The sequence below is a fragment of the Nocardioides dubius genome (genome assembly GCF_039528155.1).
Classification (GTDB): Bacteria; Actinomycetota; Actinomycetes; order Propionibacteriales; family Nocardioidaceae; genus Nocardioides; species Nocardioides dubius.
This window is the reverse complement of the sequence record NZ_BAAALG010000013.1, coordinates 214,996-226,926: the sequence shown is the minus strand read 5'-3', so window position 1 is coordinate 226,926 and position 11,931 is coordinate 214,996. Positions and strand designations below refer to the sequence as shown.

The 11,931-nt window shown below is 69.4% G+C and carries 12 protein-coding genes and 1 pseudogene; 1 reads left to right on the top strand and 12 read right to left on the bottom strand.

Annotation, left to right across the window (positions count from 1 at the left end):
- From ABD151_RS18245 to ABD151_RS18235, 3 genes and pseudogenes are all read right to left on the bottom strand, one after another.
- A pseudogene (locus tag ABD151_RS18245) lies at positions 1-261 on the bottom strand (hypothetical protein); the annotation flags it as partial.
- Positions 258-707, bottom strand: coding sequence for a Zn-ribbon domain-containing OB-fold protein (locus tag ABD151_RS18240; protein ID WP_343996242.1), 450 nt, complete (start codon positions 705-707; stop codon positions 258-260). The gene ABD151_RS18240 and the pseudogene ABD151_RS18245, both read right to left, overlap by 4 nt.
- On the bottom strand, positions 704-1,036 hold the full coding sequence (locus tag ABD151_RS18235; protein WP_343996241.1) for a hypothetical protein: 333 nt from the start codon (positions 1,034-1,036) through the stop codon (positions 704-706). Before ABD151_RS18235 ends, ABD151_RS18240 begins: the two co-directional genes overlap by 4 nt.
- Positions 1,037-1,202: 166 nt before the next feature.
- On the opposite strand from ABD151_RS18235, the gene ABD151_RS18230 reads away from it, so the two are divergent.
- Positions 1,203-1,553 carry a hypothetical protein gene (locus ABD151_RS18230; protein WP_343996240.1) on the top strand — a complete coding sequence of 117 codons (351 nt, stop codon included), beginning with the start codon at positions 1,203-1,205 and terminating at the stop codon, positions 1,551-1,553.
- A gap of 143 nt (positions 1,554-1,696) precedes the next feature.
- Here the strand turns inward: ABD151_RS18230 and ABD151_RS18225 are convergent, their stop codons facing one another.
- The 9 genes from ABD151_RS18225 to nuoH form a co-directional block, all read right to left on the bottom strand.
- Positions 1,697-2,713 carry a peptidylprolyl isomerase gene (locus tag ABD151_RS18225; protein WP_343996239.1) on the bottom strand — a complete coding sequence of 339 codons (1,017 nt, stop codon included), beginning with the start codon at positions 2,711-2,713 and terminating at the stop codon, positions 1,697-1,699.
- Positions 2,714-2,838: 125 nt separating this feature from the next.
- On the bottom strand, positions 2,839-3,771 hold the full coding sequence (locus ABD151_RS18220; protein ID WP_343996445.1) for a polyprenyl synthetase family protein: 933 nt from the start codon (positions 3,769-3,771) through the stop codon (positions 2,839-2,841).
- Between the two features lie 83 nt (positions 3,772-3,854).
- Positions 3,855-5,438: an NADH-quinone oxidoreductase subunit NuoN gene (nuoN, locus tag ABD151_RS18215; protein ID WP_343996444.1), complete on the bottom strand. Its 1,584-nt coding sequence runs from the start codon at positions 5,436-5,438 to the stop codon at positions 3,855-3,857.
- On the bottom strand, positions 5,438-6,982 hold the full coding sequence (locus ABD151_RS18210) for an NADH-quinone oxidoreductase subunit M (protein ID WP_343996238.1): 1,545 nt from the start codon (positions 6,980-6,982) through the stop codon (positions 5,438-5,440). The genes nuoN and ABD151_RS18210 overlap by 1 nt, the downstream gene beginning before the upstream one ends.
- Positions 6,982-8,910: an NADH-quinone oxidoreductase subunit L gene (nuoL, locus tag ABD151_RS18205; protein ID WP_343996443.1), complete on the bottom strand. Its 1,929-nt coding sequence runs from the start codon at positions 8,908-8,910 to the stop codon at positions 6,982-6,984. The genes ABD151_RS18210 and nuoL overlap by 1 nt, the downstream gene beginning before the upstream one ends.
- Positions 8,911-8,924: 14 nt before the next feature.
- On the bottom strand, positions 8,925-9,224 hold the full coding sequence (gene nuoK, locus ABD151_RS18200) for an NADH-quinone oxidoreductase subunit NuoK (protein ID WP_343996237.1): 300 nt from the start codon (positions 9,222-9,224) through the stop codon (positions 8,925-8,927).
- The gene (locus ABD151_RS18195) at positions 9,224-10,108 is read right to left on the bottom strand and encodes an NADH-quinone oxidoreductase subunit J (protein WP_343996236.1); all 885 of its coding nucleotides are present in this window, start codon (positions 10,106-10,108) and stop codon (positions 9,224-9,226) included. The genes nuoK and ABD151_RS18195 overlap by 1 nt, the downstream gene beginning before the upstream one ends.
- Entirely contained in the window at positions 10,105-10,662 is a 558-nt protein-coding gene (gene nuoI / locus ABD151_RS18190; RefSeq protein WP_343996235.1) for an NADH-quinone oxidoreductase subunit NuoI, read from the bottom strand. Before nuoI ends, ABD151_RS18195 begins: the two co-directional genes overlap by 4 nt.
- Positions 10,662-11,921: an NADH-quinone oxidoreductase subunit NuoH gene (gene nuoH / locus ABD151_RS18185; RefSeq protein ID WP_343996442.1), complete on the bottom strand. Its 1,260-nt coding sequence runs from the start codon at positions 11,919-11,921 to the stop codon at positions 10,662-10,664. Before nuoH ends, nuoI begins: the two co-directional genes overlap by 1 nt.
- Positions 11,922-11,931: the final 10 nt, after the last annotated feature.

Here is an 11,931-nt window from a genome sequence, read left to right as displayed (position 1 = left end):
GGCCGCCACGCCGCCGCCGCCACCACCCCAGACCATGCTCGACCAGCGCAGCTCGTCCACCCCCAGGTCCGAGGCGAGCACCGGACCGCTGTTGTCGCCACCCGCATAGGAGCAGAAGCCGTCGACCTCGCGGGGCGAGATGCCGGCGTCCGCGCACGCCTCGAGGATCGCGCGCAGGATCATCTGGCGCTCTCCGCTCGGCGCCTTGCCTCGGGGATAGTGGAACTCGGAGACGCCGACGACGGCGCTCGCGCCCCTCATCGCGCCCCCTCGGTGCGTGCCCAGCGCAGGACCGGCCAGGCCGCGTTCGCGGGCTGCACGATGGCGCCGACGACCACCTGGCCGATGGCGGGCGCTTCCTCGACGTCGTCGACCAGCAGCCCGAGCAGGCGCACCGGGACGTCGTCCAGCGCGACCACTACCGTGTCATAGGGAGCGAGGACGTCGAGATCGTCCATGAAGTCGCGCTGGCTGCGGCACCAGGTGAAGACCCGGCCTCGCGCGGACACCCCGGCCCACTCGCTCGCGAACGACCAGCACTCGGCGCAGATCACCCGGCCGGGCTCACGCCAGGTACCGCATGCCGTGCAGCGCGGCAGCACCAGCCGGCCGTCGCGCAGGCCCTCCCAGAAGGCGGCGTCGTTGCCGTCGGCGGCCGGCCCGCAGGGCAGCGGGAGCGTCGAGCCGGAGGCTGCGGGGGCGCTCACGCCGGCCCGCTCTCGGCCAGGTCGAAGTTGGCCAGCCCGTCGGCCTTCCAGGCCGAGCCGTCGTAGCCCCAGTGCGACTCCAGGCCGATCTCGCGGCCCGGCGCCCGGTACCGGGCCCGGCCCACGGCCCGTGCGCCGTCGACCTGCACCGCGACGACCTCGGCCGCCTCGACCTGCGCGCCTGGCAGGTCCACACCTGCGAAGACCGCCGGCACTGCGCCGGGCGCCATGTCGGCGAGCACCCCCGCCTGATCTCCGGCCACCACCAGGTCCACGTGACGCTGATAGCAAGCCGCGAACTCCTCCGGACTCCCGGGAGCTGCACCCACCGTCTCCACCTCCATCGCACGACGAATCGAGGCGAGCCTAACGGCTTTAGATAAAGTGGGCAATGGGCCCCAGTTGGACCGCTTCGGCCAACCCGCACGTGACCTGGGTCATACAATCGGGTGACGGGATGGAGGGAGACCATCCCCCGAGCCGCGGAGTATCGCCATGCCCAACGAGATCGACGAACTCAACGTCGTCCAGGACGCAGAACTGCTCTACGAGTCGATCCGCGCGATGAAGCAGATCAGCGCCGAGGTCGCCACGCCCAGCACCATGCGCGCCATGCTGGGACACCTGTCGGTCGCCGGCCACCTCCTCCCGGAGGTGCTGGTCGAGTTCGGCGAGACCCTCGCCACCGCGGCCGCCTCAGGCGAGCACCCCGAGCTGGCGGCCGAGAACGTGGCCGAGTGCCAGCGCTTCCTCGACCAGGCCGCCGACCTCGCCTACCAGGCCGGCTCGGCGCTGGCCTCCGCCAAGCGCAGCCTCGAGCCCCAGCCCACCCCCGAGGACGACTGACCTTCTCACCCGCTTCACCCCATCAGCCCCACGCGCCCCAAAATCGGGATAGTCCCTGACGTTTTCGTGGTTCTCAGACGCGAAAACCACGAAAACGTCAGGGACTATCTCCTAGTAGCGGACCAGCTGGGAGGGCGGGCGGGTCAGGTGGTCGGGGTGACGCCGGTGGGGTCGTCGGGGTCCGCGGGGCGGTAGTCGTCGCCGTAGCGCAGGTCGGCGTCCTTGAGCTGCTTGCCGAGCCAGCTCTCCCAGACCTCGACCGCGCGCTGCTGCTCGACCTTCTCGCGCAGGTCGCCCTTGGCCTCGTCGAAGGTCGGCGTCTTCGCCGGCTTGATCTCGTCGACGCGGCCCACGTGCCAGCCCGACCAGGTCTTGACCGGCCCGAACAGCTCCCCGGCCTTCGCCGAGAAGGCCAGCTCGGCGTAGGCGTCCTCGAGGTCCTCCTCGGCGAACTCGCCCAGCAGGCCGCCCTCGTCAGCGGTGGCCTTGTCGATGGAGACCTCCTCGGCCAGCGCCGCGAACGAGGCACCTCCCTGGAGCCGGGTCAGGACGGCGCGGGCGGCTGCCTTGTCCTTGACCACGATCGAGCGCACCACGCGGGTCTCCGGGGTGCCCAGATGACCGGCGGCCGACTCGTAGGCGGTCTTGAGCTGCGACTCCGCCACCGGCTCAGCGGACGCCGTCACCTCGGCATAGAGCTTCTGCGCAGCCATCTGCCGGCGCAGCTCGGTCAGCACCTGTTCCTCGGTGGTCCCGGTCGCGGCGAGGTACTCGGTGAACTTCTCCGGGGTGCTGCCCAGGGTCGTGATCAGGTCGGCGAGGGTCTTCTCGACCTCGGCATCGGCGACCTCGATCCCGCGCTCGCTGGCGGTCGCGTCCAGGATCTCGGTGACGGCGATCGACTTCGCCATCTGCCGCTGGAAGACCTCGAGCGCCCCGGCATCGGTCGGCACCTGGAGCCCGTGGATCGCGATCAGCGCGGCACTGCGCTGCTGGAACTCGTCGACCTGGACCACGTCGTCGCCGTACTGCAGCACGACGTCGTCGTCCAGCGGGGCCTCACGCACGCCGAACCACCAGACGGCACCGCCGACCACCGCCAACAGTGCGATGACCAGACCGATCGTGCCCGCGCCGAAGCGGCCCTTCGTGGCGTTCATGCCGCGCTACTTCCTTCCCGGGACCGACCACCGGCACCCGGGAACCAAGTGTCCCAGCCGGACCCAAGCCAGCGTCGCCAGGCCTGGCAAGCCACGCACACCGACCCGCGACAGGAACTGTGCGCTCAGGCGGAGCGGATCGCCACGGCGTCGGCGAAGGCCTCCAGCGCCTCGCGCACCGGACCGAGCGGCAGCGCCGCGAGCAACGCCTTGGCCTCGGCGGCCCGACCGACCACATAGGCCTTGGCCTCGTCCATCGCCGGGTGCTTGCGCAGCAGGCCCAGCGCTTCGGCGAGGGCGTCGTCGTCGGAGAGATCGGCGGCGAGAAGCTCCTTGAGCCGGTCGTCCGCCGGGTCGGTGGAGCGCTGGACGAGCAGCACCGGCAGCGTCGGCACGCCCTCGCGCAGGTCGGTGCCCGGCGTCTTGCCCGACTCGTCGGTCTCCGAGGCGATGTCGAGGATGTCGTCGGAGATCTGGAACGCGGCGCCGACGATCTCACCGTAGGCGGACAGTGCCTCCTCGATCTCACGCGACGCACCGCCGAAGCGAGCGCCGTAACGCGCCGAGGTGGCGAGCAGGGCGCCGGTCTTGCCGGCGATCACCCGCAGGTGGTGCTCGAGCGGGTCGGCCCCCTCGGCGGGTGCGACGGTCTCCAGGATCTGGCCCTCCACCAGGCGGGTGAAGGTCTGCGCCTGGATCCGGACCGCGTCGGCACCGAGCTCGGCGGTCAGCTCCGACGACTTCGAGAAGAGGAAGTCGCCGGTCAGGATCGCGATGTGGTTGTCCCAGCGCGCGTTGGCGGAGTCAGCCCCGCGGCGCAGCGCGGCCTCGTCCATCACGTCGTCGTGGTACAGCGAGGCCAGGTGGGTCAGCTCGACCACACAGGCTGCCGTCAGCACGTCGTCGGACTCGGGCGTCGTGCCGGCCTCGGCAGCGAGCAGCACCAGCAGCGGACGGAAGCGCTTGCCGCCGGCCTCCATCAGATGCCGAGCCGCGGTGGTCACGAATTCGGCCTCACTGCGGACGTGCCCCGCCAGGGCGTCCTCGACGACCGCCATCCGCCGGCGAAGCCGGTTGGCGAGGTCCTCGTCGAGGATCGGCAGAGCGAGTGCCGTAGGAGTTTCGGCTGCGTTGCTGGTGGTCACCTGATGAATTCTCCCGCATGGGCCGCTAGGTCGAGCATCGGCCCGGGCAACACGCCGAGAATCACAGTAGCCAGGACGCCGAACCCGATAGTAACGCTCGTCGCCAGACTCGGCAGCGCCACGCTCGGACCCTCGCCCTCCGGCTCGGAGAAGAACATCACCACGATCACCCGGATGTAGAAGAACGCGGCCAACGCGCTGGTCAGCACCGCGGCCACCACGACCTGCCACTGTCCCGCCGACATCGCCGAGGCGAAGACCGCCCACTTGCCGGCGAAGCCCGCCGTCAACGGGATTCCCGCGAAGCCGAGCAGGAAGAGCGCGAAGACTCCCGCGACCAGCGGCGACTCCTTGCCCAGGCCCGCCCAGCGGGCCATCTGCGTGGTCTCGCCGCCGGAGTCGCGCACCAGCGAGACCACGGCGAACGCGCCGAGCGTCATGAACGAGTAGGTGACCAGGTAGAAGAGCACCGCCTGGGTGGAGGTGATCTGGCCGTCCGCCAGGTCGCCACTGGCCCGGGCACCGATCAGGCCGGTGAGCAGGAAGCCGGTATGGGTGATCGAGGAGTAGGCGAGCATCCGCTTCACGTCGCTCTGCGCGATCGCCAGCAGCGCGCCCACCACCATGGTGAGCACCGCGATCACCGCGAGCACCGGCACCCAGGTCCAGCGCTCGGAGCCGAAGGCGACGTAGAACAGGCGCATCATCGCCGCGAACGCCGCCACCTTGGTGGCCGCACCCATGAACGCGGTGACCTGGGTGGGGGCGCCCTGGTAGACGTCGGGCGTCCAGGCCTGGAACGGCGCCGCGCCGATCTTGAAGAGCAGGCCGACGCTGATCAGGCCGAGGCCCACCAGCAGCAGCGGCCGGTTGTCGGCGTTGTTGGCGATCGCCTCGTGGATGCCGGCGTAGCTCATCGTCCCGGAGTAGCCGTAGACCAGGGCGATGCCGTAGATCACGAAGCCCGAGGAGAAGGCGCCGAGCAGGAAGTACTTGAGGGCCGCCTCCTGGCTGAGCAGGCGACGGCGACGCGCGAGACCGGTCAGCAGGTAGAGCGGGAGCGAGAGCACCTCGAGCGCGACGAAGAAGGCCAGCAGGTCGGCGGCCGCGGCGAAGAGCATCATCCCGGCGACGGCGAACATCAGCAGCGGGTAGACCTCGGTGTGGTCGAGCCGGTGCGCCACCGCCTCCTGCTCGGCCTCCGAACCGGGCACCGCGGCGGCCTGTCCGGCGAACGCGCTGACGCCGCCCTCCAGGCGCCGCTCCGCGAAGAGCAGGGTGCCGGCGATCGCGATCACCAGCAGCAGCCCCCAGACGAAGATCGCCGGACCGTCGACGACGATCGCGCCCATCGCGACCACCGCGCCGTCCAGGCTGTCGCCGTTGTCGTGGTCGATGCCGATCATGATCACGCCGACCAGCGCGACGACGGAGCCGATCAGCGCCAGGGAGACCTGGGCCAGGTAGCGGACCGCGCGCGGGGCGAACGCCTCGATGATCACCCCGACGCAGGCGACCGCGAAGATCACCAGCAGCGGCCAGAGCTCGCTGTACTCCAGGGACGGCTTGGCGAAGTCGATCACTGGTGCACCTCCTCGTTCGTCTGCTCCATGACCACCTCGCCGATCGGCACAGTCGGTGGATCGTCGGTCTCATCGACGCTGACCATGACCGCGTCGATGGCGGGGTTGATCACGTCGAGCACGGGCTGCGGGTAGAAGCCGAGCACCACCATCACCAGCACCAGCGGGGCGATCGCGGTGACCTCGCGCACCTGCAGGTCGGCGACCTCCGGGCCGGCCGGCCCGGTCATCAACCGCTGGTACATCCGCAGCACGTAGACGGCGGCGAGCACGATCGCGGTGACCGCGAAGGCGCCGACCACCCAGTGGTAGTCGAAGGCTCCCAGGATCACCAGGAACTCCGAGACGAACGGCGAGAGGCCGGGCAGGCCGAGGGTGCCGAGACCGCCGAGCAGGAAGAGCCCGGCCAACACCGGCGCGTGCTTCTCCACTCCGCCGTGCTCACTGATCAGCTGCGAGCCGCTGCGCCGGATCAGGTAGCCGGCGACCAGGAAGAGCACGGCCGTGGCGATGCCGTGGTTGACCATGTAGAAGGTCGCCCCGGACATGCCCTGGGTGCTCATCACGAAGATCCCCAGCGTGATCAGGCCGAAGTGCGAGAGCGAGGTCAGGCCGATCAGCTTGAGCATGTCGTCGGAGACGATCGCCAGCAGGGCTCCGTAGACGATGCTGATCACGGCGAGGGTGACCACCAGCGGGGTCGCCCACCTCGAGGCCTCGGGGAAGAGCTCCAGGCAGAACCGGAGCATGCCGTAGGTGCCGATCTTGTCCAGCACGCAGATCAGCAGAACCGAGGTCCCCGGCGTCGCGTTGCCGGTGGTGCTGGGCAGCCAGGTGTGCACCGGGAAGAGCGGCGCCTTGATCGCGAAGGCGATGAAGAAGCCGGCGAAGAGCCAGCGGCCGGTCTCCTTGTCGAAGCCCATCGCGGCGAGCTCGGAGATCAGGTAGGTGGGCTCGCCGTTGGCCGCGGAGACGGCGTACAGGCCGACCACCGAGGCCAGCATGATCAGACCGCCGGCCAGCATGTAGAGCAGGAACTTCATCGCCGCGTGCGCCCGCTCGGCGCCGTGACCGTAGGAGCCGATCAGGAAGTACGCCGGGATCAGCGTGGCCTCGAAGACGACGTAGAAGAGGAAGACGTCCTGGGCCATGAAGACGAAGAGCGCGAGTCCGGCCAGCGCCAGCATCCAGCCGAAGAACGCCGAGGTGTCCTTGTCGTCCGCGTCGTTCCACGAGGCCAGCACCACCACCGGGAGCAGGACCACGGTGAGCAGCACCAGGGAGAGCCCGATGCCGTCCACGCCGAGCGCGTAGTGGGCGCCGAACGCCTCGATCCAGGTGTGCGTCTCGGTGAGCTGCATGCCCTCGTCGGGCTCGTAGCGCAACGCGACGACGACGGCGAGCGCCAGGGTGACCAGGGAGGTGCCCAGGGCCAGCTGCTTGGGCAGCACGGCACCGGGCCTCGACGGCGTCAGCGCGGTCAGCAGCGCGCCGGCCAGCGGGACCAGGCCGAGCACACTGAGCCAGGGGAAGTCGTTCATCACCAGTTCACCGCCAGAAGGGCCAGGACGACCAGCGCCGCACCGAGCAGGATGGAGAGCGCATACGAGCGGACGTAGCCGTTCTGCACCTTGCGGACCAGGCCGGCTATGCCGCTGGTGGCCAGGCCCTGACCCTCCACGGCGCCGTCGACCACGGTGTCGTCGAAGGTCTGCAGCCCACGGGCCAGCGCCATCGTCGGGCCGACCACCAGGGTGTCGTTGATCGCGTCGCCGTAGAGGTCGGCGCGTGCCGCCTTGGTGAGCACCGAGACGTCGGACGGAGCCGTGCGCGGCACCTCGCGCTTGCCGACGGTGAACCAGGCGATCGCCACGCCGAGGGCGACCACCGCGACGATGATCGCGGTCAACGCGAGAGCCGGGATCGGCGGATCATGGTGCTCGGCATGGCCGACCACGGGCTCCAGCCACTCGACGATCCAGTCGCCGGCCAGCATCACGCCACCGAAGATGGAGAGCGCCGCCAGCACGATCAGCGGGAACGTCATCACCGCGGGCGACTCGTGCGGGTGCGGCTCCTTGCCGGTCTGCGGATCGGCCCAGCGCTTGTCGGTGAAGAAGGTCATCAGCATCAGCCGGGTCATGTAGAACGCGGTGATGCCGGCGCCCAGCAGGGCCGCCACTCCGACCACCGTGTTCTCCACGAACGCCGTCTCGATCAGCTTGTCCTTCGACCAGAACCCGGAGAAGCCCGGGAAGCCGATGATCGCCAGGTAGCCCATCGCGAAGGTGAGGAAGGTGACCGGGACGACCTTGCGCAGTGCGCCGTAGTGCCGCATGTCGACGTCGTCGTCCATCGCGTGCATCACCGAGCCGGCGCCGAGGAACATGTTCGCCTTGAAGAAGCCGTGGGTGATCAGGTGGAAGATCGCGAACGCGTACCCGGCCACGCCGAGGCCTGCGCCGAGCATCATGTAGCCGATCTGGCTCATCGTGGAGCCGGCCAGGGCCTTCTTGATGTCGTCCTTGGCGCAACCGATGATCGCGCCCCACAACAGGGTGACCACGGCGACGATGACGACGGCGGTCTGGGCGGCGGGCGCGTTCTCGAAGATGAAGTTGGAGCGGGTGATCAGGTAGACGCCGGCGGTGACCATGGTCGCTGCGTGGATCAGCGCCGAGACCGGGGTCGGGCCCTCCATCGCGTCGAGGAGCCAGCCCTGCAAGGGAACCTGGGCGCTCTTGCCGCAGGCGCCCAGCAGCAGGAGCAGGCCGATCGCGTTGAGCGTCGCCTCGCTCGCGCCGCCGACGCCGGCGGCGACCGCCGCGAAGCCGGTGGCGCCGAAGGTGACGAACATCAGGCTGATCGCCAGCACCATCCCGACGTCGCCGACCCGGTTCATCACGAAGGCCTTCTTCGACGCCGCGGCCGCGGAGTCCTTGTGCTGCCAGAAGCCGATCAACAGGTAGGAGGCCAGGCCCACGCCCTCCCAGCCCAGGAAGACGCCGAGGTAGTTGCCGGCCAGCACCAGCATCAGCATGGCCGCGATGAAGAGGTTGAGGTAGCCGAAGAACCGGCGGCGACGGGGGTCGTGCGCCATGTAGCCGATCGAGTAGATGTGGATCAGCGAGCCGACCCCGGTGATCAGCAGCACGAAGAGCGCCGAGAGCGGGTCGTAGAGCAGGTCCATCCCGACGTCGAGACCGCCGACCTGGAACCAGGTCCACAGGTGGTCGGCGTACTGCCGGTGCTCGGCGTCCTCGCCGAGCAGCGCGATGAACATGGCCAGGCCGACGCCGAAGGAGGCCACGGCGGTGGCGGTGCCGAGCAGGTGGCCCCAGGCGTCGGTGAGGCGTCCGCCGACCAGCAGGATCGCGGCACCTGCCAGCGGCAGCGCGATCACCAGCCAGCCGAGGGCGAAGACGCCGTCCGCGACGGCGGGTGCGGGCAGGGTGGTCAGTGTCGTCAGCAACTCAACTCACCTCAGTACTTCAGCAGGCTGGCGTCGTCGACCGAGGCCGAGCGGCGGGCACGGAAGATGGTCATGATGATGGCCAGGCCCACCACCACCTCGGCTGCCGCGACCACCATCACGAAGAAGGCTGCGATCTGCCCCTCCAGGTTGCCGTTGGCCTTGGCGAAGGTGACCAGCGCGAGGTTCGAGGCGTTGAGCATCAGCTCCACGCACATGAAGACCACGATCGCGTTGCGCCGCACCAGGACGCCGATGCAGCCGATGGTGAAGAGGATCGCCGAGAGCAGGATGTAGGGCTCGGTCTGCATCAGGCGTCTCCCTCCGGCTCGCCGGCCAGGTCGGGGCGTGAGATGTCGCCGGGCGCCTCGGCCGGCGGCGCGGGAGCGGCGTCGTCTGCGATCACCGGCTCCTCCTGGCTCACCTGCGTGGACGGCGCAGGGCCGACCTCGCGGGCACCGAGCTGGCGCAGCACCTCGTTGATCTGCTCGACCGGAGCGGTGCGCACCGCACCGCGGGCAGCGAGCACCCGCGAGATCGAGGCCTGGGACGGCGATCCGTCGGGCAGCAGTGCCGGAGTGTCGACCGCGTTGTGCCGCGCGAAGACACCGGGTGCCGGCAGCGGCCCCGGGTGCCGGCCGGTCTCGGCGTAGTCGGCCATCCGCTGCGCGGCCTGCTCCCGCTGGCCGAGCTTGGCGGTGAGCCGCTCGCGGTGCGCCAGCAGCATCGCGCCCATGGCTGCGGTGATCAGCAGTGCCGAGGTGGTCTCGAAGGCGAAGACGTAGCGGCTGAAGAGCAGGTTCGCCAGGGCCTCCACGTTGCCGCCCTCGTTGGCGGCGTCGAGACCGACCACGGTGCCGAACGTCAACTGGGACAGGGAGATCACCAGCGTCGCACCGAAGAGCAGTCCCACCACGGTGGCCAGCAGGCGCTGGCCCCGGATCGTCTCCACCACCGAGTCGGAGGCGTCGACGCCGACCAGCATCAGCACGAAGAGGAAGAGCATCAGGATCGCGCCGGTGTAGACGATGATCTGCACCGCGAACAGGAACGGCGCCTCCAGCGCGGCGTAGAGGACGGCCAGCGAGACCATCACCACGGCCAGCAGCAGGGCGGCGTGCACGGCCTTGCGCACGAAGAGGATGCCGAGGGCGGCGATCACCATGACCGGCGCGAGGATCCAGAAGGCCGTCACTGAGACACCTCGCCCTCGGCGGGCTTGCGGTACGCCCCGCGGTAGTAGTCGCCCTCGTCGTCGCCGAGCCGCATCGGGTGCGGCGGCTGCTCCATGCCGGGCAGCAACGGCGCGAGCAGGTCGTTCTTCTCGTAGATCAACGACTCCCGCGAGGAGTCGGCCAGCTCGTACTCGTTGGTCATGGTGAGCGCCCGGGTCGGACAGGCCTCGATGCACAGGCCGCACAGGATGCAGCGCAGGTAGTTGATCTGGTAGACCCTGCCGTACCGCTCGCCGGGCGAGAACCGCTCGTCGGCGGCGTCGTCGTTGGAGGCTCCCTCGACGTAGATCGCGTCGGCCGGGCAGGCCCAGGCGCACAGCTCGCAGCCCACGCACTTCTCCAGCCCGTCGGGCCAGCGGTTGAGCTGGTGGCGGCCGTGGAAGCGCGGCGCGGTCGGGTTCTTCTCGAACGGGTACTGCTCGGTGACCACCTTGCGGAACATGGTCCGGAAGGTGACTCCGAACCCCGCGATCGGGTCGATCAACTGCTCCTTGAGGTTGGGCGAGTCTGCCATCACTTCTCCTCTCGGAAGGTGAGCGGTGCAGCGGCCCCACGGACCGCGCCGCCGGTCGGCATGGGCGGCACCGGGAAGCCTCCGGGCCGGGTGCCGGGATCGGGTTCGGGCTCGACGGCCTCGGCCTTCTTGTCCGGGATCAGGAAGAGCACCAGGAAGACCGCGACGCCGACGCCCAGCACCGCGAGCAGCTGGTTGCGGGTCAGCCCGTCGTCCAGGGTGGCCGCGCGGATGGTCGCCACCGCGACGATCCACACCAGCGAGATCGGGATCAGCCGCTTCCAGCCGAAGGCCATGAACTGGTCGTAGCGCAGCCGCGGCAGGGAGCCGCGCAGCCAGATGAACATGAAGATGAACAGGTACATCTTCGAGAAGAACCACAACAGCGGCCAGTAGCCCTCGTTGGAGCCCTCCCAGATCTGGGAGATCGGCCAGGGCGCGTGCCAGCCGCCGAGGAAGAGCGTGGTGGCCAGCGCCGAGACGGTGGCCATGTTGATGTACTCGGCGAGGAAGAAGAGCGCGAACTTCAATGACGAGTACTCGGTGTGGAACCCGCCCACCAGCTCGCCCTCGGCCTCCGGAAGGTCGAAGGGGGCGCGGTTGGTCTCGCCCACCATCGCGATCACGTAGATCACGAAGGAGGGCACCAGCACGAAGGCGAACCAGACGTCGTCCTGGGCGGCGACGATCTCCGAGGTGGACATCGAGCCGGCGTAGAGGAAGACCGCCACCAGGGCCAGGCCCATGGCGACCTCGTAGGAGATCATCTGCGCGCTGGAGCGCAGGCCGCCGAGCAGCGAGTAGGTGGAGCCCGAGGACCAACCGCCGAGCACGATCCCGTAGATGCCGATCGAGGCGATCGCCATCACGAAGAGCACCGCCACCGGCATGTCGGTGAGCTGCAACGGGGTGCGCTCGCCGAACAGGTTGACCTCCGGGCCGAACGGGATCACCGCGAAGGTCACGAAGGCGGGGATGGCGGCCAGGATCGGGGCCAGGATGAAGACCACCTTGTCGGCGGCCTTCGGGATGATGTCCTCCTTGAGCGCGAGCTTCACACCGTCCGCCAGCGACTGCAGCAGACCGAAGGGCCCGTGCACGTTGGGACCGACGCGATGCTGCATCCGAGCCACCACGCGCCGCTCGAACCAGATGTTGAACAGGGTGAGCAGCACCAGGACCACGAAGATCAGCAGCGACTTCACCGCGATCAGCCAGACCGGGTCGTTGCCGAACGAGGCCAGCGGCTCGGTGGCCATCGGCACCACA